Source organism: Streptomyces sp. URMC 129 (genome assembly GCF_051386415.1).
Classification (GTDB): domain Bacteria; phylum Actinomycetota; class Actinomycetes; order Streptomycetales; family Streptomycetaceae; genus Streptomyces.
In genome coordinates, this window is record NZ_JBPQTQ010000114.1 from 1 (window position 1) to 21,233 (window position 21,233).

Genomic DNA, 21,233 nt, shown 5'->3' on the forward strand with positions numbered 1-21,233 from the left:
CCGCCCCCCACCCCACGGCGGCCAGCAGCTCCTGCGGCACGCGCGGCACGGGCGCCCCGGCCACCCCCTCGCGCAGCGCCGTCGCCACCAGCGCCCGCGCCAGCCCGGCGAACATCACCGCCTCGGCCAGGCGCAGCTGCACGTCCACCGCCCGCACCTCGACCGTCGGATACCGGTCCGACAGCCGCGCCTGCCAGTAGAGCTGGTTCCGCCCCCGCACCACCCCGGAACCCAGCAGCGCCGCCACCCGCCGCTCGTAGTCCTCCGCGCCCGCGAACACGGGCGGCGGCCCGCTCACCGGCCACCGCCCGAACACCACCGTCCGCCAGCTCGCGAACTCCGTGTCCCGCCCCTGCGCGAACGGCGAGTTGGCCCCCAGCGCCACCAGCACCGGCAGCCACGGCCGCACCCGGTTGAGCGCGTCGACCCCCGCCGCCCGCCCCGGCACCGCCACGTGCACATGCATCCCGTTGATGGCGTGCTCGTGGATCACCCGCGGCGTGTCCAGCGCCAGCGCCCGGTACCGCGGCTCGTCCGTCACCGGCACCGCGTCCCCGGCACCGCCCGCGAACGGGACCGACCCCGTCACCGCCGCCCGGCACCCGGCCGCCGCCGCGGCGGCGGCCACCACCCGCCGCAGCCGCGCCAGATGCGCCGCCACCGACGCCAGATCAGCGCAGACCGGGGTCGCCACCTCCACCTGCGACTGGAGCAGCTCGGCCCCCACCGCACCGGCGGGCGCCAGCGCCCGCACCCGCGCCGACCGCGCCACCGGAACGCCGCGCACCGGGTCCAGCAGCAGGTACTCCTCCTCGACGCCGACCGTGATCATGGACCGCATCATCACCCACGGCCGGTCCGGCAGCGGTCAGAAACCGCCCTCCATGTTCACGAACCGCGAATAGTGGCCCTGGAACGCCACCGTGATGGTCGCCGTCGGACCGTTCCGGTGCTTCGCCACGATCAGGTCCGCCTCGCCCGCCCGCGGCGACTCCTTCTCGTACGCGTCCTCCCGGTGCAGCAGGATCACCATGTCCGCGTCCTGCTCGATCGACCCCGACTCCCGCAGGTCCGACACCATCGGCCGCTTGTCCGTCCGCTGCTCGGGACCGCGGTTGAGCTGCGACAGCGCCACCACCGGCACCTCCAGCTCCTTCGCCAGCAGCTTCAGGTTCCGCGACATCTCGGAGACCTCCTGCTGCCGGCTCTCCGGGCGCCGGCTGCCGCCCGTCTGCATGAGCTGGAGATAGTCGATGATCACCAGCCGCAGATCGTTCCGCTGCCGCAGCCGGCGGCACTTCGCCCGGATCTCCATCATCGACAGGTTCGGCGAGTCGTCGATGTACAGCGGTGCCTCGTTGACCTCGGCCATCTGCCGCGCCAGCCGGTTCCAGTCCTCGTCCGTCATGCTGCCCGAGCGCATGTGGTGCAGCGCCACCCGCGCCTCCGCCGACAGCAGCCGCATCGCGATCTCGTTCCGCCCCATCTCCAGCGAGAAGATGACGCTCGGCAGCTTGTGCCTGATCGAGCAGGCCCGCGCGAAGTCCAGCGCCAGCGTCGACTTGCCCATCGCCGGACGCGCCGCGATCACGATCATCTGGCCCGGGTGCAGCCCGTTCGTCAGCGAGTCCAGATCCGTGAACCCCGTCGGCACGCCCGTCATCTCGCCGCTGCGGTTGCTGATCGCCTCGATCTCGTCGAGCGTGCCCTCCATGATCTCGCCCAGCGGCAGGTAGTCCTCGGCGGTGCGCTGCTCGGTGACCGCGTACACCTCGGCCTGGGCCGCGTTGACGATGTCGTCCACGTCGCCGTCCGCCGCGTACCCCATCTGGGTGATACGGGTGCCCGCCTGGACCAGGCGGCGCAGCACCGCCCGGTCGTGCACGATCTCCGCGTAGTACTCGGCGTTCGCCGCCGTCGGCACCGTGTGGACCAGCGAGTGCACATAGCCCGCGCCGCCCACCTTCGCCAGCTCGCCGCGCTTGGTCAGCTCCGCCGAGATGGTGATCGGGTCGGCCGGCTCGCCCTTCGCGTACAGGTCGAGGATCGCGCTGTAGATCGTCTCGTGCGCCGGCTTGTAGAAGTCCTGGCCGCGCAGCACCTCCACCACGTCCGCGATGGCGTCCTTCGACAGCAGCATGCCGCCCAGCACCGACTGCTCCGCCGCCAGGTCCTGCGGCGGCACCCGCTCGAAGGCCGCGCGCGCCTCGTCCGCGCCGTCGCCCGGCCCCGCCGCCACCCGCTCGTCGAAGCTCTGGCGCGGCCGGGACACGGACAGGCGCTGCTCCGCCTCCCCGTCCCACGAGGGTCCGGCATGCTCATCGAGCTCGGTCACCGACCCCGCCTCCTCCCGGCCGAACAGCCGCCGCGTCATGTCTCTCGACGGCACAGCTCTTTCCTACGGCACAGCTCTGACATTCCGCGTCGAGCGGGGACCTACGGTACGGCCAGCGGAGGGGAGCACCAACCAAGTTATCCACAGGCTATGTGGATTTCAGATCGGTCCCTGTGGATGACTCGGCGATTCCTGTGGACGAACCGGGGGACGAGCCTGTGGAGAACTTTGGCGCCGTCCCCGCGCACCCACCCTGACCTGCGGTTTCTTCATCCACCGCCTGTGTGCGGGAAAAACTTCGCCGCTTGGGGCGAGATCGCGGCGGCCGGGGCTGACCATCACACCGCAGACCGCGAAAAGTAAGGGGCACCAGACCCTTGCGTCCATTACCTGTGGATGTTTGGATCGGACCATGTCCCCAGCGTCACCGAACACGCGCCGCCACGACCGCGAGATACTCGCGCTCGCCCTGCCCGCCTTCGGAGCGCTCGTCGCCGAACCGCTCTTCCTGATGGCCGACAGCGCCATGGTCGGCCACCTCGGCACCCCCCAGCTCGCCGGTCTCGGCATCGCCGCCGCCCTGCTCACCACCACCGTCAACGTCTTCGTCTTCCTCGCCTACGCGACCACCGCCGCCGTCGCCCGCAGCGTCGGCGCCCGCGACCTGTCCGCCGCCATCCGGCAGGGAATCGACGGCATCTGGCTCGCCGTCATCCTCGGCCTCGCCCTCGTCGCCGCCGTGCTGCCGACCGCCCCCGCCCTGGTCGACGCCTTCGGCGCCTCCGCCACCGCCGCCCCGCACGCCGTCACCTATCTGCGGATCAGCACGCTCGGCATCCCCGCCATGCTCGTCGTCCTCGCCGCGACCGGCGTGCTGCGCGGCCTGCAGGACACCCGCACCCCGCTCTACGTCGCCGTCGGCGGTTTCACCGCGAACATCGCCCTCAACGCCCTGTTCCTCTACGGCCTCGGCTGGGGCATCGCCGGCTCTGCCTGGGGCACCGTGCTGGCGCAGGTCGCCATGGCCGCCGTCTACCTCCGGGTCGTGGTGCGCGGCGCCCGCGCGCACGGCGCGGGCCTGCGGCCCAGCCCCGGCGGCATCCTCGCGGGCGCCAGGGCCGGGGTGCCGCTGCTGATCCGGACGCTCTCGCTGCGCGGGGTGCTGCTCATCGCCACCGCCGTGGCCGCCCGGCTCGGCGACACCGACATCGCGGCCCACCAGATCGGGCTGACCGTGTGGATCCTGCTGGCCTTCGCGCTCGACGCCATCGCCATCGCGGGCCAGGCCATCATCGGCCGCCACCTCGGCGCGGGCGACGCGGCCGGCGCGCTGGCCGCGTGCCGGCGGATGGTGTGGTGGGGCACGGTCTCCGGCGCCGCGCTGGCGGTGCTGGTGGCGGCGTCCAGCCCGCTGATCCTGCGGCTGTTCACAGGCGACCCGGAGGTGCGGAGCCACCTGCTGCCGGTGCTGCTGGTCATCGCGGTCACGGAGCCGATCGCGGGCGTCGTCTTCGTGCTGGACGGCGTGCTGATGGGCGCGGGCGACGGGCAGTACCTGGCCGGGGCGATGCTGCTGACGCTGGCGGTGTTCGCGCCGGCCGCGCTGCTCGTCCCGGTGCTCGGCGGCGGGGTGACCGCCCTGTGGTGGGCGATCGCCGGGCTGTCGATGGCGGTGCGGCTGGTGACGCTGTCGCTCCGGGCACGGACCGGCCGCTGGCTGGTGACGGGCGCGGTGCGGGCCTGAGGCGGGCGGCCCCGGACAGCGGAAGGCCGCGCCCCCGCGACGAGGGCGCGGCCTTCCGGCGCTGTCACACTGTTCAGTGCCGCGTCAGTGCCGTGTCAGTGCCGCGTCACTTCGCGGCGTCGACCTGGAGGCCGACGTTCGCGACGACCTCGGGGTGCAGCCGGACGGAGATCCGGTGCGTGCCGAGGCTCTTGATCGGCGTGCTCAGCTCGATGCGGCGCTTGTCGACCTCGGGGCCGCCCGCGGTCTTGACCGCGGTGACGATGTCGGCCGGGGTGACGGAGCCGAAGAGGCGCCCGCCGGTGCCGGCGCGGACCTTGAGGCGGACCGTGACGCCCTCCAGCTGGGCCTTGACGTCGTTGGCCTGCTCGATCGAGGCGATCTCGCGGATCTTGCGACCGCGGCGGATCTGCTCGACGTCCTTCTGCCCGCCCTTGGTCCAGCGGATGGCCACACCGCGGGGCAGCAGGTAGTTGCGGGCGTATCCGTCCTTCACCTCGACGACGTCGCCGGCGGTGCCGAGGCCGGAGACCTCACTGGTCAGGATGATCTTCATGACGCTTCAGTCCCCCTTTCCTTTTAGCGAGCGGTCGAGGTGTAGGGCAGCAGCGCCATCTCACGGCTGTTCTTCACAGCTGTGGCGACATCGCGCTGGTGCTGGGTGCAGTTGCCGGTGACCCGGCGGGCACGGATCTTGCCGCGGTCGGAGATGAACTTCCGCAGCAGGTTCGTGTCCTTGTAGTCGACGTAGGAGATCTTCTCCTTGCAGAACACGCAAACCTTCTTCTTCGGCTTGCGCGCGGGCGGCTTCGCCATGGTGTCTCTCCGGTGGGATCAATCAGAAGGGGGGTGCGGGGGCCGAGCGCGCCCGTCAGAAGGGGGGCTCGTCCGAGTAGCCACCGCCACCACCACCGCCGCCCCAGCCGCCTCCGCCGCCCTGGCCGCCGGCCGGGGCTCCGGTGGCCCAGGGGTCGCCCGCGGGGGCTCCCTGCTGGCCACCCTGGCCACCCTGGCCGCCGCCCCAGCCGCCGCCGCCTCCGCCTCCGGGGCCGCCCTGGCCGCCGCGGGCGGCGGAGCGGGTGACCTTGGCGGTGGCGCTGCGCAGGCTGGCGCCGACCTCGTCGACCTCCAGCTCGAAGACCGTGCGCTTCACTCCGTCCCGGTCCTCGTAGGACCGCTGCTTGAGACGGCCCTGAACGATGACGCGGGTGCCCTTGGTGAGCGACTCCGCGACGTTCTCCGCCGCCTGGCGCCAGACCGAGCAGGTGAGGAAGAGGCTTTCGCCGTCCCGCCATTCGCTGGTCTGCCGGTCGAAGACTCGGGGCGTGGACGCGACGCGGAACTTCGCGACGGCCGCACCGGATGGGGTGAAGCGCAGCTCGGGGTCGTCGACCAGGTTGCCGACGACCGTGATGACGGTCTCGCCTGCCATTGGGGGTACCTCTCGGCGCGGGTTAACTGCTGATGCTGCGATGATTGCGTATGGCACTGACAGTGCTACTCGGCGTACCCGGACGCTCTGCTCACGCGGTAAGGCCCGGTGGCCCGGGGCTCAGTGAGTCTCGGGGCGCAGGACCTTGGTCCGCATGACCGACTCGTTCAGGTTCATCTGCCGGTCGAGCTCCTTGACCACGGCGGGCTCGGCCTGGAGGTCGATCACGGAGTAGATGCCCTCGGGCTTCTTGTTGATCTCGTAGGCGAGACGGCGGCGGCCCCAGGTGTCGACCTTCTCGACCTTGCCGTTGGCCTCGCGGACGACGGAAAGGAAGCTCTCGATCAGGGGGGAGACCGAACGCTCTTCGAGATCGGGGTCGAGGATGACCATCACCTCGTAGTGACGCATGCGAAAACCCACCTCCTCTGGACTCGGGCGGCCACGGACGATCCGTGGCAGGAGGGTCGTGATGCGTCCGCTCCGCAGGGGGCACGCGCGCGTTCCCCAAGAGGGCGGAAAGTACACCGTACCCGCTTGCCTCCCCCGGGTTGAAATCCGGCGGAAAAACGTAGCAATCTGGACACCTCGGGGATACGCGGCGAGGAGGTGCCTCATGGCGCATACGGCACACCACGGCCCGAGGGCCCGGGTGGGCGCGTGGCTGAACACGGACGGCAGGCCGCACCCGGTGGAGAACCGTTTCGCGACGGTGACGCTGCTGCTGGGCGCGGTGGCGGCGATCACGGCGATCTTCCCCGGGCTGCACCTGGTCAGTTCCTGGACGGGACTCGCGGGCATCGCGACGGGCGGCTGGGCGCAGTTGATCTCGGCGACGACGGCACAGCGTTTCGTGGCGGTGATCGGCCTCGGGGCCGCCGCCGTGGGCTTCTATCTCGGCACGGCCAACGGCGGCCTCTTCGGGGGTGTGTTGGGCTAGGACCTGTCCAGGGGCCGCTCCAACGCCGTTAGGCTTCCCGGCAGACCCTGCGATTGACGCCGGAGGAGCGCCCCGAATGAGCCTGACCCTGAGGACCATCAGCCGCGAGCAGCATCTGGCGTACATCCGCTCGCTGCCCTCGGCGAGTCATATGCAGGTGCCGGCCTGGGGGGATGTGAAGGCGGAGTGGCGTTCGGAGTCGCTGGGCTGGTTCGCCCCCGGTGGCGAGATCGTGGGCGCGGGGCTGGTGCTGTACCGGCAGATCCCGCGCCTGAAGCGCTACTTGGCGTACTTGCCCGAGGGGCCGGTGATCAACTGGTATGCGCCCAATCTTGAGGAGTGGCTGCGGCCGATGCTGGCGCATCTGAAGCAGCAGGGCGCGTTCTCGGTGAAGATGGGCCCGCCGGTGGTGATCCGGCGGTGGAACGCGGCGGCGGTCAAGGCGGGCATTCAGAATCCGGACGCGAAGCGGCTGCGCGACGTGGAGGCGACGTTCATCGAGCCGCGGGCTTTCGAGGTCGCGGACCGGCTGCGGCGGATGGGCTGGCAGCAGGGGGAGGACGAGGGCGCGGGTTTCGGGGACGTGCAGCCCCGGTACGTGTTCCAGATTCCGCTGCGGGACCGGGCGCTGGAGGATGTCCACAAGGGCTTCAACCAGTTGTGGCGCCGGAATATCAAGAAGGCCGAGAAGGCGGGCGTCGAGGTCGTGCGGGGCGGCTACGACGATCTGGAGACGTGGCAGCGGCTGTACGAGGTGACGGCGGAGCGGGACCGGTTCCGGCCGCGTCCGCTGGCGTACTTCCAGCGGATGTGGCGGGCGCTGAACGCCGAGGACCCGGACCGCATGCGGCTGTACCTGGCGGTGCACGAGGGTGAGCCGGTGGCCGCGGCGACGATGCTGATCGTCGGCGGACACGTCTGGTACTCCTACGGGGCTTCCGCCAACCACAAACGGGAGGTGCGGCCGTCCAACGCGATGCAGTGGCGGATGCTGCAGGACGCGTACGCGCTCGGGGCCCACGTGTACGACCTACGGGGGATCGGTGACTCGTTGGAGGACACCGACCACCTCTTCGGTCTTATCCAGTTCAAGGTGGGGACGGGCGGTGAGGCGGCGGAGTATCTGGGCGAGTGGGACTTCCCGCTCAATAAGATTCTCCACAAGGCGCTCGACATCTATATGTCGCGGCGCTGAACCTCCCCTCGCAAGGCAGCGAAAAGAAAGGGTCTCTCCGGCCATGGCGCTCACCCTTTATGTCGACACCGACCGCTGGCGGGCGCACCAGCGGTCGGTGGTCGCCGATTTCCCGGATCTGGTCCCCGTGTGCAAGGGCAATGGTTACGGCTTCGGCCATGACCGGCTGGCGGAGGAGATTTCCTCGCTGGACATCGACACCCTGGCCGTCGGCACGACTTACGAGGCCGCGGCGATGAAGGACCGGTTCAGCGGGGACATCCTGGTGCTGACGCCGTACCGGCGGACGGAGGAGCCGGTGCCGCTGCCGGACCGGGTGATCCGGTCGGCGTCGTCCGTGGACGGGGTGTACGGGCTGGTGGGGTCCCGGGTGGTCGTCGAGGTGATGAGCTCGATGCGGCGGCACGGGGTGCTCCCGTCGGACCTGGGAAAGCTCCAGTCCGCGCTGGAGGACGTGCGGCTGGAGGGGTTCGCGATCCATCTGCCGCTGGACCGGACGGACGGGACGGACGCGGTCGAGGAGGTCATCGGCTGGATGGACCGGCTGCGGGCCGCGCGGTTGCCGCTGCACACGATGTTCGTCAGCCACCTCACGGCGGAGCAGTTGGCGCGGCTGCGGCAGCAGTTCCCGCAGACGCGCTTCCGGGCGCGGATCGGGACGCGGCTGTGGCTCGGCGACCACCAGGCGACGGAGTACCGGGCGTCGGTGCTGGACGTGACGCCGATCGGCAAGGGGGACCGGTTCGGTTACCGGCAGCAGAAGGCGCCGGGCACAGGGTGGCTGGCGGTGGTGGCGGGGGGCACGTCGCACGGCGTGGGGCTGGAGGCGCCGAAGGCGCTGCACGGGATGACGTCGCGGGCCAAGGGGATGGCGCGGGCGAGTCTGGCGACGGTGAACCGGAATCTGTCGCCGTTCGTGTGGGACGGGAAGCAGCGGTGGTTCGCGGAGCCGCCGCACATGCAGGTGTCGATCCTGTTCGTGCCGGACGACGCGAAGGCCCCGAAGGTGGGCGACGAGGTCCGGGTGATCCTGCGGCACACGACCACGACCGTGGACCGCATCGTGGATCGCATCGTGGATCGCTGAGCGGATCGCCCGAGCGCAGGCGCCGGAGGAATCGCCGGCACAGTGGCGCGCGGGAAGGGGGCAGCCCCGGAAACGGACCGGGGCTGCCGCCTTCTCGTGTGGGTGCCCTGCGGGCGCGGGTCAGTGCGGGGTCAGCGCTCGACCTCGCCGCGGATGAACTTCTCGACATTGTCGCGGGCGATGTCGTCGAAGAACTGCACGGGCGGGGACTTCATGAAGTACGACGACGCGGAGAGGATCGGGCCGCCGATGCCGCGGTCCTTGGCGATCTTCGCGGCGCGCAGGGCGTCGATGATGACGCCGGCCGAGTTGGGGGAGTCCCAGACCTCGAGCTTGTACTCCAGGTTGAGCGGCACGTCGCCGAAGGCGCGGCCCTCGAGGCGGACGTAGGCCCACTTGCGGTCGTCGAGCCAGGCCACGTAGTCGGACGGGCCGATGTGGACGTTCTTCTCGCCGAGGTCCCGGTCCGGGATCTGCGAGGTGACGGCCTGGGTCTTGGAGATCTTCTTGGACTCCAGGCGGTCGCGCTCCAGCATGTTCTTGAAGTCCATGTTGCCGCCGACGTTGAGCTGCATCGTGCGGTCGAGGATGACGCCCCGGTCCTCGAACAGCTTGGCCATCACGCGGTGGGTGATGGTGGCGCCGACCTGGGACTTGATGTCGTCACCGACGATGGGGACACCGGCCTCGGTGAACTTGTCGGCCCACTCCTGGGTGCCGGCGATGAAGACGGGCAGGGCGTTGACGAAGGCGACCTTGGCGTCGATGGCGCACTGCGCGTAGAACTTCGCGGCGTCCTCGGACCCGACGGGCAGGTAGCAGATGAGCACGTCGGCGCGGGTGTCCCTGAGGACCTGCACGACATCGACGGGGTCGGCGTCGGACTCGACGATGGTCTCGCGGTAGTACTTGCCCAGACCGTCGAGGGTTTTGCCACGCTGCACGGTCACGCCGGTGGGGGGCACGTCGCAGATCTTGATGGTGTTGTTCTCGCTGGCGCCGATGGCGTCGGCGAGGTCGATCCCGACCTTCTTCGCGTCGACGTCGAAGGCGGCGACGAACTCGATGTCCGAGACGTGGTAGTCGCCGAACCGGACATGCATCAGACCCGGGACCCGGCTGTCCGGGGCCGCGTCCTTGTAGTACTCGACGCCCTGTACCAGCGATGCGGCGCAGTTGCCCACGCCGGCGATGGCTACGCGAACCGAACCCATTCCGGTTGCTCCCTGTGTGTGTTCTCGACATGACCCCGCTTCGTCGCGGGGAGGTTAGGTGGTGGTGTCGTCGGAAGGGTCCGACGGGTCGCGCTCGCGGGCCCCACCGCGGTCGCGTCCTTCCCGCTCGCTCTCGATCAGCTCGTTGAGCCAGCGGACCTCGCGCTCGACGGACTCCATGCCGTGGCGCTGCAGTTCGAGGGTGTAGGCGTCCAGCTTCTCGCGGGTGCGGGCCATGGAGGCGCGCATCTTGGCGAGGCGCTCCTCCAGGCGGCTGCGCCGGCCCTCCAGGACGCGCATGCGCACGTCGCGCGAGGTCTGCCCGAAGAAGGCGAAGCGGACGCCGAAGTGCTCGTCCTCCCACGCGTCGGGCCCCGTCTGGCGGAGGAGCTCCTCGAAGCGTTCCTTGCCGTCGGCCGTGAGCCGGTAGACGATCTTGGCCCGGCGGTTGGACAGGGGCGTGGCGCGGGGGTCGTCGGCGGCGCCGCCGGACTCCTCGGCGAGCCAGCCCTGCTGGACCAGGGTCTTCAGGCACGGGTAGAGGGAGCCGTAGCTGAACGCCCGGAAGACGCCGAGCGAGGTGTTGAGCCGTTTGCGCAGCTCGTAGCCGTGCATCGGGGACTCGCGCAGGAGACCGAGAACGGCGAACTCCAGGACACCGGAACGTCGGCCCACCTGGGGGGTCACCTCCGTTCTCATCGGTCGTGCCGTGCCTTTCGAGCCTTATGGTTGGTGCGATGCATTGAGCCGATGTATCAGCTCGATACATCGCCACGATAGAGCGCGTGGGCGGATGGGGCAAGCGGGGCGCCGGTGAGCGGGGTCACATCTTCACTTCAGCGGGGGCGCAATGCCCGTATTGCCCTGATCGCAGGGAAAGTTGGCGCTTTGCGGCTGCGTAGGCTTGGGCCCGTGCAGATCACCACGGCCGGGAACCTTGCGGCGCCGACCGGCGTCCTCGTTCCAGGTGCAGTGCGCCCGGACTCAGGCACGGGCCGCACTCCGGGGGACTGGATGCCACCAGAAGTACCTGCCGTCTTCAGACACGTGTGTCTGTCCGAGGAGTAGCTGTCCCATGAGCGAGCACCGTCGCAAGCCGCCGCAGGGCCGCGGTCGTCGCGCAGCGGCCCCGTCAGGCCGCCGGGCGTCGCCCCCGCCCGTGCCGCCCGCGGGCGGTTCGCCGGGCGCGGCCCCGGGCGCGACACCGGACCGGCCGTACGGCAGCCGGGCGGAGGCCAGGCGGGCCGCGCAGCGGGGCGGCGGGCGGCGGCGGGCGGCCAGCGGCGCCGAGGGCGTGGCCGGGGGCGGCCGACGCCGGCGGGCCGAGGCGGCGAGGCGCACGCGGTTCATCGACTACCCGCGGTCCGGGTACAGCGGGCTGCGGCGCTTCGTGCCGTCGTGGAAGCAGGTGCTGGGCTCCTGCGTCGCGTTCTTCGCGCTGCTGCTCGGCCTGATCGGCATCGCGTACGCCATGACGGACATCCCCACGGCCAACGACATGGCCGTCCAGGAGAGCAACGTCTATTACTGGGAAGACGGCTCCCGGATGGTCGTCGCCGGCGAGAGCAACGTCAACCGGCAGAACCTGGATCTCCAGGACATCCCGAAGGACATGCAGGACTCGGTGACCTCGGCCGAGAACGCGACCTTCTGGGAGGACCCCGGCATCGACCTGATGGGCATCGGCCGGGCCGTGGTGAACATGGCGCGCGGCGGCGAGACCCAGTCGGGCTCGACCATCACCCAGCAGTTCGTGAAGAACATGTACCTCACGCAGGACCAGACGCTGGAGCGCAAGGCGCGTGAGCTGCTGCTGTCGGTCAAGGTGGGCGCGGAGTTCACCAAGGAGGACATCCTCGCCGGGTACCTCAACACCTCGTACTTCGGCCGCGGCGCCTACGGCATCCAGGCCGCCGCCCAGGCGTACTACGGGAAGGACGCGAAAGACCTCGACGCCAGCGAGTGCGCGTTCCTGACCTCCCTGCTCAAGGGCCCCGACCTGTACGACCCGTACGCGGGCGGCGAGACCGAGGGCGTCAACCAGGCCAACCTGGAGCGCGCGGAGGAGCGGTGGGCCTGGGTGCTGGACCGGCGGGTCGAGGTCGGTGACGGCCTGTCCGCGCAGGAGCGCCAGGAGATCGCCGAAGCGGGCTTCCCGCAGCCGAACCCGCCGACCAAGGCCATGGAGAAGGCCGGGCAGATCGGCTACCTGACGGACCTGGTCGACAAGTACCTGATCTCGCACGACATCCTCACCCAGGAGCAGTTGGACGCCGGCGGCTACCAGATCTACACCACCTTCAACGAGGAGATGGTGGACCAGATGGAGGCCGCGGTCGAGCAGGTACGCGAGGAGAACATCGACCCCGAGGCGCGCGACGAGGACCGGCACGTCCAGTTCGGCGGCGCGGCGGTCGTGCCGGGGGACGGCGCGATCCGCGCGATCTACGGCGGCGTCGACTGGACCGAGCACTACGTCAACAACGCGGACAACCCCGGCGCCCAGGTCGGCTCCACCTTCAAGCCGTTCGTGCTGGCCGCGGCCATGCGCGACGGCATCAGGGATCCCGAGGGCCCACCCGTCCAGGACGCGGACCAGCGCACCCCCCTCTCGCCCGACAGCGTGTACCGCAGCGAGGACGAGATGCTCATCTACAACTACAACGGTGAGCCCGTCATGGTCGACGACGAGGAGACGGGCGAGCCGGTCGAGTGGCGGCAGAACAACTTCGAGGGCCACTCGCAGGGCGACATCACGCTGCGCGAGGCCATGGAGGTCTCGGCCAACGCGCCGTTCGTGCAGCTCGGCATGGACGTCGGGCCGGCGACGGTCGCGGAAGCGGCGATGGACGCGGGCCTGCGCGAGGAGAGCCTCGGCCGGGCGGACGACAGCGTGCCCACGTTCGCGCTGGGCGTCTCCACCCCCGGCCCCATCCGGATGGCGTCGGCCTACGCGACGTTCGCCGCCAGCGGCGAGCAGGCCGAGCCGTACTCGGTGACCAGGGTGGAGAACAGCCGCCTGCCGTTCACCTGGGAACACGATTCGGAGACGACCCAGGCATTCGACTCGGCCGTGGCGGACAACGTGACCGACGTGCTGACCGAGGTGGTGGAGGGCGACGACGGCAGCGCCCAGCCCGCCCAGGCCCTGGACCGCCCGGTGGCCGGCAAGACCGGCACCACGGACGACAACAAGAGCGCCTGGTTCGTCGGCTACACCCGCCAGTTGTCCACCGCCATCGGCATGTGGCGGCTCCCCGAGTCCCAGGAGGACCTGGTCGGGGACGAACAGATGGGCTTCATGCCGATGTACGGCACGGCCGACCGGGAGCGCATCAACGGTGGCTCGCTGCCGCTCGACATCTGGCTGGCCTTCATGCAGGAGGCCACCGCCGACGATCCGGTGGAGGAGTTCCCCGAGCCGGGCGAAATCGGCGAGACCCACTGGGGCGGCGGCGCCGAGAGCCCGGCCCCGCCGCCACAGCAGACCGAGGAGCCGGGCGAGACCGAGGAGCCGGAGGAGAGCCAGACGCCGGACGACTCGGGACAGCCCTCCGACGAACCGACTATCCCGGAGCCCACCACACCGGAGCCCACCGACACGTGCGTCCCGTTCGACCCGTCGTGCTCGGACGGCGGCACGGACACCGGCACCGACCAGGGCACGGACGAAGGCGCCGACCAGGGCACCGACACGGGCACCGACACGGGCACGGACCAGGGCTCCGACATCGGGAACGGCAACCAGGGGACGGACGGAGGACTGTTCGGCGGCACGGGATAGCTGTGCCCTGACCCTCTGACGGTGGGCCGTGCGGCAGGATGTGGGCATGGTGCATCCCCCTCCGCGCTCGGCGGCGCGGCCCACCGTCCAGGACGACACGGCCGCCGCGGGCAGTGAGCTGATCGGCGGACCGGCCGGCCGGCGCGCCGTGTCCGCCGGCGGCTGGTGGAGCCCGGTGCGGGTCGTGGCGCTGGTGCTGATCGGGATGTTCGCCCTCGGCATGGCGCAGAAGGCCCCGTGCTACGACAGCGGCTGGTTCCGCGGTCCGGCCGACCAGTACACCCACGCCTGCTACTCCGACATCCCGCACCTCTACCAGGGGCGGGGCTTCGCCGACGGGCTCGTGCCGTACTTCGACCCCATCCCGGCGGAGCTGTCCGGCGGCATGGAGTACCTCGAATACCCCGTGCTCACCGGCCTGTTCATGGAGGTCGCGGCCTGGCTGACACCGGCGGAGTCCACCGACCCGAGCCCCGGGCAGATCTACTGGCTGGTCAACGCCGGGATGCTGCTGATCTGTGCCGTCATCATCGCCGTCTGCGTGACCCGCATCCACCGCGACCGCCCCTGGGACGGTCTGCTGGTCGCCCTCTCCCCGGCGCTGGCGCTGACCGCCACGATCAACTGGGACCTGCTGGCCGGGGCCCTGACCTGCTGTTCCCTGCTGATGTGGTCCCGCAGCCGCTCCTTCGCCGCTGGGGTCCTGCTGGGCCTGGCCACCGCCGCGAAGCTCTACCCGGTGCTGCTGCTGGGCCCCCTGCTGGTGCTGTGCTGGCGCGCCGGGCGGTGGCGGGAGTTCCGCGCCGCCGCCGCGGGCGCGGCGGGCGCCTGGCTCGCGGTCAACGTGCCGGTGATGATCCCGGCCCGGGAGGGCTGGGCCGAGTTCTACACCTTCAGCGAGGAGCGGCCCGTCGACTTCGGCTCCGTGTGGCTGATCATCTCCCAGCGCACCGACGCCGACCTCGGCGCGGTCAACACCTACGCGACCGTGCTCGTCGCCCTGGGCTGCGCCGCCCTCGCCCTCCTGGCCCTGGCCGCGCCCCGCCGGCCGCGGCTGGCCCAGCTCGCCTTCCTCGTCGTCGCCCTGTTCGTCCTCACCAACAAGGTCTACTCCCCGCAGTACGTGCTGTGGCTGATCCCGCTGGCCGTCCTGGCCCGCCCCCGCTGGCGCGACTTCCTCATCTGGCAGAGCTGCGAGGTGCTGTACTACCTGGGCATCTGGATGTACCTCGCGTACCTCCACACCGAGGACCAGCACGGGCTGCCCACCGGCGGCTATCAACTCGCCATCGCCGTGCACCTGTTGGGGACGGCGTATCTGTGCGCCCTGGTCGTCCGCGACGTGCTGCGGCCCGAGCACGACGTCGTCCGCCGCGACGGGTCCGACGACCCCGGCGGCGGCGTGCTCGACGGGGCCGCCGACGTCGTCACGCTGCGCCGGAAGCCCCCCGCCGCGCCCGCGCCAGCCGCCTTCGTCGACTGGGGCACTTCTCCCCGGCCTCCGGCGGGGGCCGGCACCGAGCCCGGCCCATGACGTTTCACGTGAAACGTGAGGGAACGGGGCAACGCGCCACCGTGCTGACCGACCTGCGTGCCCTGCTCCGCTTCCCCGGCTTCCGGCGCCTGCTGAACGTCCGGCTGCTCTCCCAATTCGCCGACGGGGTCTTCCAGGTCGGCCTCGCCACCTATGTGGTCTTCTCCCCCGAGCAGCAGACCACCGCGGCGGACATCGCCGCCGCCATGGCCATCCTGCTCCTCCCCTACTCGCTGCTCGGGCCCTTCGCCGGAGTCCTGCTCGACCGATGGCGTCGCCGCCAGGTGCTGTTCCACGGCAATCTGCTGCGGAGCGTGCTGGCGGCCGGGACCTGCGCCCTGGTGCTGTCCGGCGTGCCCGACTGGCTCTTCTACCTCTCCGCCCTGTCGGTCACCGCCATCAACCGCTTCATCCTGGCGGGACTCTCCGCCGGACTCCCCCATGTCGTGGACGGCGAGCGGTTGGTCGTGGCCAACGCGCTCTCGCCCACCGCCGGCACCCTCGCCTCCACCGCCGGTGGCGGCGCGGGCTTCGTGGTGCAGATGCTGGCGCGCAGCCAGGGAGTCGAGAACGCGCTCGCCCTGCTGGTCGCGGTCGCCTTCTATCTCCTGGCCGGCCTCGCGGCACTGCGCATGGCGCCCGGCCTGCTCGGCCCGGACGAAGGCACGATGCCGGGGAGGCTGGGCGCGGCGGTGCTGGACACCGCGCGGGGACTGGCCGCCGGGCTGAGACATCTGCGCGAGCGGCCCATGGCGGCCTGGACGCTGGGCGGACTGGGCATGATGCGGTTCTGCTACGGGGCGCTGCTGGTGACCCTGCTCATGCTCTGCCGCTACGCCTGGTCGGACGACGGCGACGGCGGGGGCGGCGGGCTGGCCTGGCTGGGGGCGGCCCTCGGCGTCTCCGGTGCCGGGTTCTTCGCCGCCGCGGTGGTCACCCCCTGGGCGGTGGCACGGCTGGGGCGCCTCGGCTGGTTCACGGCGTGCGCCGCGCTGGCGGCGGTGCTGGTGCCGAGCCTGGGGCTGCCGTTCCGGCCGGTGCCGATGATCGTCGCGGCGTTCGTCCTCGGGCTGGTGACGCAGGGCGCCAAGATCGTGACCGACACCGTGGTCCAGTCGGCCGTGGACGACGCCTTCCGGGGCCGGGTGTTCTCCCTCTACGACATGATCTTCAACATGGCGTTCGTCGGCTCGGCCGGTCTCGCCGCCCTGATACTGCCGTCGGACGGCCGCTCGGCCGTGCTGCTGCTGACCGTGTCCGCGCTCTACGCCACGACCGCCGTCATGACCTACCGCGTCCTCCGCCGTTTCACGTGAAACGGCGGAGGAGGAACGGCGAAGGAAGAGAGCACGACACGACCCGGCGGCTCACTCGGCGGTCTGCGCCGTCCACCACTCCTTGAGCGCGGCGATCGCGCCCTCGCGCCCCAGCGGGCCGCGCTCCAGCCGCAGCTCCAGCAGGTACCGGTAGGCTTTGCCGATCTGCGGGCCCGGGCCGATCCCGAGGATCTCCATGATCTCGTTGCCGTTGAGGTCCGGCCGGATCGCGTCGAGCTCCTCCTGCTCCTTGAGCTGCTCGATCCGCTCCTCCAGGCCGTCGTAGGCACGGGAGAGCGCCAGGGCCTTCCGCTTGTTCCGCGTGGTGCAGTCGGAGCGGGTCAGTTTGTGCAGCCGGGCCAGCAGGGGACCGGCGTCGCGGACGTAGCGGCGCACGGCGGAGTCGGTCCACTCGCCGGTGCCGTAGCCGTGGAACCGCAGATGCAGCTCGACCAGCCGCGCCACGTCCTTGATCATCTCGTTGGGGTATTTCAGCTTGGTCATGCGCTGCTTGACCATCTTGGCGCCCACCACCTCGTGGTGGTGGAAGGAGACCCGGCCGTCCTTCTCGAACCGCCGCGTCCTCGGCTTGCCGATGTCGTGCAGCAGGGCCGCCAGCCGCAGCACGAGGTCCGGCTCCCCGTTCTCCAGGGCGATCGCCTGCTCCAGCACGGTCAGGCTGTGCTCGTAGACGTCCTTGTGCCGGTGGTGCTCGTCGCGCTCCAGGCGCAGCGCGGGTACCTCGGGCAGCACCCGCTCCGCGAGGCCGGATTCCACGAGCAGCGTGATGCCCTTGCGCGGGTGGTCACTGAGGAAGAGCTTGTTCAACTCGTCCCTGACCCGCTCCGCGGAGACGATGTCGATCCGGTCGGCCATGTCCGCCATGGCGGCCCGCACGGGCTCCGCCACGGCGAAGTCGAGCTGGGCGGCGAACCGGGCCGCGCGGAGCATGCGCAGCGGGTCGTCGGAGAACGACTCCTCGGGGGTGCCGGGGGTGCGCAGGACGCGCTCGGCGAGGTCGGTGAGCCCGTGGTACGGGTCGACGAACTCCTTCTGCGGCAGGGCGACGGCCATGGCGTTGACCGTGAAGTCCCGGCGCAGGAGGTCCTCCTCCAGGGAGTCGCCGTAGACGACCTCCGGCTTGCGGGACGTCCGGTCGTAGGCTTCGGACCGGTAGGTGGTGATCTCCAGCAGGTAGTCCTTGTGCCCGCCGTCCGCCGCGCCGTCCGGCGCGGTCTTGCGGCAGCCCACCGTGCCGAACGCGATCCCGACCTCCCACACGGCGTCCGCCCAGGGCCGCACGATGCGCAGGACGTCCTCGGGCCGGGCATCGGTGGTGAAGTCCAGATCGTTGCCGAGCCGCCCCAGCAGCGCGTCGCGCACCGATCCGCCCACCAGGGCCAGGGAGAACCCGGCCTGCTGGAAGCGGGTGGCGAGATCATCGGCGATGGGGGAGACGCGCAGCAGCTCGCTCACGGCCCGCCGCTGCACCTGGCCGAGTCCGGCCGTCGCCTGGCGGGGCTGAGGGTCTTTCCTGTCGTTCGGCACAACAGCACAGCGTACGTGGCGGCGTAGGCCCCGGGCGCCCCCCGGTGCCCCCGTCCGCGGCACTCCGGCAGGCCGATCATCGTTACCATGAGGTCGGTTGAGGACTCCAGGGAACGGGGCTGGCGCGTGACGGTGTCGGGGATGCGGAGGCGCGGCGGTCGGCGGCTGGCCTCCTTGCTGGCCGCGGTGGTGGCCCTTCCCCTGCTCACCGGACTGGCCTCCGTCCCGGAAGCGAGTGCCGCGGCCCCCGGCGAGGAGCCGGGCACCGGCCACCGGACGGCGACCCTCTCGATCACCGACCTCGGCCCCACGGTGCCCGGAGAGGGCGACACCCTCACCATCCGCGGCACCATCACCAACGAGGGTGACTCCCCGATCGTCGACAGCTCGGTCGCCGCACGCGAGGGAGTGCCCCTGGCGAGCCGCTCCGCCATCGACCAGGCCGTCGCCCGCACCGGGTTCGACTTCACCCTCGACGGCCAGATAGTGGAGGGACACGGCCAGGACATCGGCACGATCCAGCCCGGCATGTCCACCACGTTCTCGCTCCAGGTCCCGGTCTCCGAGCTGGCGCTGGACGAGGCCGGGGTCTACCAGCTCGCCGTCGGCCTGACCGGGCAGACCGAGGCGGAGCGCTGGGGGGACCGGATCCTGGGCGCGGGCCGCACGCTGCTGCCCTGGCAGCCGGAAGCCGCCGCCGACTCCCCGCAGACCCAACTGACCGTGCTGTGGCCGCTGATCTCCACCACCCACCTGACGTCCCAGACGGATGCCGACGAGGAGCAGACCCCGGCCTTCCGGAACGACGACCTGCTCCACGAGATCTCCCCCGGCGGCCGGCTGTACCAGCTCGTGTCCCTCGGCGCCGACCTCCCCGTCACCTGGGTGATCGACCCCGACCTCCTCGCCTCCGTGGACGCCATGCGCGAGGAGTACCTGGTGGAGACGGACGCCGGCCTGGTACCGGGCGACGGCCAGGACGAGGCCCTGGCGTGGCTTCAGATGCTCAAGGAGGCGGTGGCCGACGACGAGGTCGTCGCCCTGCCCTTCGGGGACCCCGACATCGCGTCGTTGGCCCACCAGGGCCTGGACGTGCAAGGCGCCCTGTCCCAGTTCGCCACCGCCTCCGAGACGTCCGCCTCGACCGTGGAGACGGTCCTCGTGGACAGCGAGCCCGTCACCGACTTCGCCTGGCCGGTGGAGGGTGCCATCGACCCGTCCATCGTCTCCGTGGCGACCTCGGCGGGCGCCACCAACGTCATCGCCCGCAGCGACAGCCTCCGCCCCGGCGGCCTGTCCTACACCCCCACCGCCGCCCGCCCGATCGGCGGCGGCACCACGGCGATCGTCGCGGACGCCCGGCTCTCCACCCTCTTCGAGGGCGACATGACCCGCACCGGGTCCGCCGCGCTGGCCGGGCAGCAGCTCCTGGCCCAGACGCTGGCGATCACGCTGGAGGAGCCCGCCAACGAGCGCAGCGTCGTGCTGGCCCCCCAGCGGATGCCCACGGCCGCCCAGGCGCAGGCCATGGCCACCGCCATCAGCGACCTCCAGGACAACGGCCACTGGGTCGCCTTCGCCGACCTGTCCGACGCCGCCGAGGCCGAGCCCGACCCGACCGCGAACCGCGAGGTGCCAACCGCCGCGGAGTACCCGGAGGAGCTGCGGGAGCACGAGCTGTCCACCAGCACCTTCCAGTCGATGCGCGAGACCCAGCGCACCCTGGAGGACTTCCTGGTGATCCTCACCCAGCCGGACCGGGTCGACGTCCCCTTCGGCAACGCCATCCGGCGGGAGATGTCCACCTCCTGGCGCGGGAACGGCGAGGAGGCCGACGAGTACGGCGACGCCGTACAGGAGGGCCTGGTCGCGCTCACCGAGCGCGTCCACCTGATCCCGAAGTCCGACATCACCCTGTCCGGCCGCAGCGCCACCATCCCGGTCACCGTCCAGAACAACCTGGTGCAGGACGTCCACAACCTGGAGCTGCGGCTGACCTCCCACCGGCAGCTCGGCCTGGAGGTCAGCACCCCGCAGGACGTGCGGATCAACGGCGGCCACAGCCAGTCGGTCAAGTTCTCCGCCACCGCCCGCGCCAACGGCCTGATGCCGCTCTCCGCCCGCCTCTACACCAGCGACGGCAAGCCGTACGGCGAGCAGATCACCTTCGAGGCCGACGTCACGGAGATCACGTCCGAGGTGATGATGGTCATCGCCGGCGGCATTCTCCTCACGGTCCTCGCGGGCATCCGGATGTACAGCCAGCGCAAGCGCGCGGCCCGCAAGGCCGCCGCGGCGGGCGGCACGGACACCAACCCGTCCCCGGAGGCGGACGCCTCCGGGGACGACAGCGCCCCCGACACCGGTGCGGACGTCAGCGACACCCCGCCGCGGAGTGAGAGGCTGGACCCCAACGAGTGAGCCGCCGGCCGGAGGGTCACCGCCGGCCCGGGAATTCGAGGTGGGGTAGCGATGCAAGCGCCATATGACCGTGAACGCGGCCAGGCGCCGGGTGCCGGAGATCCGTCCGGCTGGCCGGAGAACCAGCAGGGCCACCACCCCGAGCAGCCGCACGGCTACGATCCCCGGGCCTACGACCCGCACACCGACCCCGGGTACGGCGACCCGGCGCACGGCGAGTCCGCGTACACCGAGGAGGCGCACGGCTACGGGCCTCCCGGCTACCAGCAGCAGCCGGACCCGCGGCAGGGCCACGCCCCGTCGTCCGCCTACGACCCGTACCTCGCGGACGGCTACCGGCACGCCCCCTACGCGCCCCACGACCCCCTGGCACAGGAGGGGGCCGGGCAGGCACCGTACGACCAGTCCGGGCTGTACCAGCAGCCGGCCGCCCCCTACGCCCCGGACCCGCGCGGCTGGGCGCCCCCGCCCGCGCCCGGGCCGGACGGCCTCTCCCACCGCCTGCCGCACGGGGACGACCCGGCGAGGACCCCGTACACGGGCACCGACGGACTCATGAGCAGCCCGGGGGAGAGCCACCCCGGACCTCGGGAGGACCGGCGCCCCGACATCGACGACGCGTTCGCGCACCTCTTCCGCGACCAGGAACCGGCTCCCGGCGGCTCCCCCGGGCTGCTCATGAG

General features: G+C 71.3%; 17 protein-coding genes and 1 pseudogene. 9 read left to right on the forward strand and 9 right to left on the reverse strand.

Annotation, left to right across the window (positions count from 1 at the left end; all coding sequences use genetic code 11):
- Together ACSNOC_RS21355 and dnaB are read right to left on the reverse strand one after the other, a co-directional pair.
- A partial coding sequence (locus ACSNOC_RS21355) for a carboxylate-amine ligase (RefSeq protein ID WP_436749138.1) occupies positions 1–832 on the reverse strand: 832 nt, incomplete at its 3' end.
- Between the two features lie 36 nt (positions 833–868).
- Positions 869–2,335, reverse strand: a complete 1,467-nt coding sequence (gene dnaB, locus ACSNOC_RS21360) for a replicative DNA helicase (RefSeq protein ID WP_436749139.1) — start codon at positions 2,333–2,335, stop codon at positions 869–871.
- 412 nt (positions 2,336–2,747) lie between these two features.
- Between dnaB and ACSNOC_RS21365 the strand changes: the two genes are divergently transcribed.
- The gene (locus ACSNOC_RS21365; RefSeq protein ID WP_436749140.1) at positions 2,748–4,079 is read left to right on the forward strand and encodes an MATE family efflux transporter; all 1,332 of its coding nucleotides are present in this window, start codon (positions 2,748–2,750) and stop codon (positions 4,077–4,079) included.
- 106 nt (positions 4,080–4,185) lie between these two features.
- Here ACSNOC_RS21365 and rplI read toward each other — a convergent pair whose 3' ends face one another.
- From rplI to rpsF, 4 genes are all read right to left on the reverse strand, one after another.
- Positions 4,186–4,635 carry a 50S ribosomal protein L9 gene (gene rplI, locus ACSNOC_RS21370; protein ID WP_436749141.1) on the reverse strand — a complete coding sequence of 150 codons (450 nt, stop codon included), beginning with the start codon at positions 4,633–4,635 and terminating at the stop codon, positions 4,186–4,188.
- Between the two features lie 23 nt (positions 4,636–4,658).
- Positions 4,659–4,895 (reverse strand): 30S ribosomal protein S18, encoded by a 237-nt coding sequence (rpsR, locus tag ACSNOC_RS21375; protein ID WP_003978893.1) that lies wholly within the window; start codon positions 4,893–4,895, stop codon positions 4,659–4,661.
- A gap of 55 nt (positions 4,896–4,950) precedes the next feature.
- A complete protein-coding gene (locus ACSNOC_RS21380; protein ID WP_436749142.1) occupies positions 4,951–5,511 on the reverse strand; it encodes a single-stranded DNA-binding protein in 561 nt (186 codons plus the stop codon).
- Between the two features lie 120 nt (positions 5,512–5,631).
- On the reverse strand, positions 5,632–5,922 hold the full coding sequence (gene rpsF, locus ACSNOC_RS21385) for a 30S ribosomal protein S6 (protein ID WP_436749143.1): 291 nt from the start codon (positions 5,920–5,922) through the stop codon (positions 5,632–5,634).
- A 205-nt stretch (positions 5,923–6,127) separates the two neighbouring features.
- Here rpsF and ACSNOC_RS21390 point away from each other — a divergent pair, with 205 nt between their 5' ends.
- From ACSNOC_RS21390 to ACSNOC_RS21400, 3 genes are all read left to right on the forward strand, one after another.
- Positions 6,128–6,451 (forward strand): hypothetical protein, encoded by a 324-nt coding sequence (locus ACSNOC_RS21390; protein ID WP_436749144.1) that lies wholly within the window; start codon positions 6,128–6,130, stop codon positions 6,449–6,451.
- Between the two features lie 76 nt (positions 6,452–6,527).
- Positions 6,528–7,646 (forward strand): lipid II:glycine glycyltransferase FemX, encoded by a 1,119-nt coding sequence (locus ACSNOC_RS21395; RefSeq protein ID WP_436749145.1) that lies wholly within the window; start codon positions 6,528–6,530, stop codon positions 7,644–7,646.
- A 43-nt stretch (positions 7,647–7,689) separates the two neighbouring features.
- Entirely contained in the window at positions 7,690–8,733 is a 1,044-nt protein-coding gene (locus ACSNOC_RS21400) for an alanine racemase (protein ID WP_436749146.1), read from the forward strand.
- A 131-nt stretch (positions 8,734–8,864) separates the two neighbouring features.
- Here the strand turns inward: ACSNOC_RS21400 and ACSNOC_RS21405 are convergent, their stop codons facing one another.
- A complete protein-coding gene (locus ACSNOC_RS21405) occupies positions 8,865–9,947 on the reverse strand; it encodes an inositol-3-phosphate synthase (protein WP_436749147.1) in 1,083 nt (360 codons plus the stop codon).
- Positions 9,948–10,001: 54 nt separating this feature from the next.
- Entirely contained in the window at positions 10,002–10,622 is a 621-nt protein-coding gene (locus ACSNOC_RS21410; protein ID WP_436749148.1) for a PadR family transcriptional regulator, read from the reverse strand.
- 400 nt (positions 10,623–11,022) lie between these two features.
- Between ACSNOC_RS21410 and ACSNOC_RS21415 the strand changes: the two genes are divergently transcribed.
- The 3 genes from ACSNOC_RS21415 to ACSNOC_RS21425 are packed head-to-tail and all read left to right on the forward strand — an operon-like array spanning position 11,023 to position 16,581.
- Positions 11,023–13,731 carry a transglycosylase domain-containing protein gene (locus tag ACSNOC_RS21415; protein WP_436749149.1) on the forward strand — a complete coding sequence of 903 codons (2,709 nt, stop codon included), beginning with the start codon at positions 11,023–11,025 and terminating at the stop codon, positions 13,729–13,731.
- Positions 13,732–13,777: 46 nt separating this feature from the next.
- Entirely contained in the window at positions 13,778–15,265 is a 1,488-nt protein-coding gene (locus ACSNOC_RS21420; RefSeq protein ID WP_436749150.1) for a glycosyltransferase family 87 protein, read from the forward strand.
- Between the two features lie 8 nt (positions 15,266–15,273).
- Positions 15,274–16,581, forward strand: coding sequence for an MFS transporter (locus tag ACSNOC_RS21425; RefSeq protein ID WP_436749151.1), 1,308 nt, complete (start codon positions 15,274–15,276; stop codon positions 16,579–16,581).
- Between the two features lie 51 nt (positions 16,582–16,632).
- Here ACSNOC_RS21425 and ACSNOC_RS21430 read toward each other — a convergent pair whose 3' ends face one another.
- Positions 16,633–18,129 (reverse strand): CCA tRNA nucleotidyltransferase, encoded by a 1,497-nt coding sequence (locus ACSNOC_RS21430; RefSeq protein ID WP_436749152.1) that lies wholly within the window; start codon positions 18,127–18,129, stop codon positions 16,633–16,635.
- Between the two features lie 87 nt (positions 18,130–18,216).
- Between ACSNOC_RS21430 and ACSNOC_RS21435 the strand changes: the two genes are divergently transcribed.
- Positions 18,217–20,550 (forward strand): DUF6049 family protein, encoded by a 2,334-nt coding sequence (locus ACSNOC_RS21435; protein WP_436749153.1) that lies wholly within the window; start codon positions 18,217–18,219, stop codon positions 20,548–20,550.
- Positions 20,551–20,601: 51 nt separating this feature from the next.
- Positions 20,602–21,233 (forward strand): annotated as a pseudogene (locus ACSNOC_RS21440) (hypothetical protein); the annotation flags it as partial.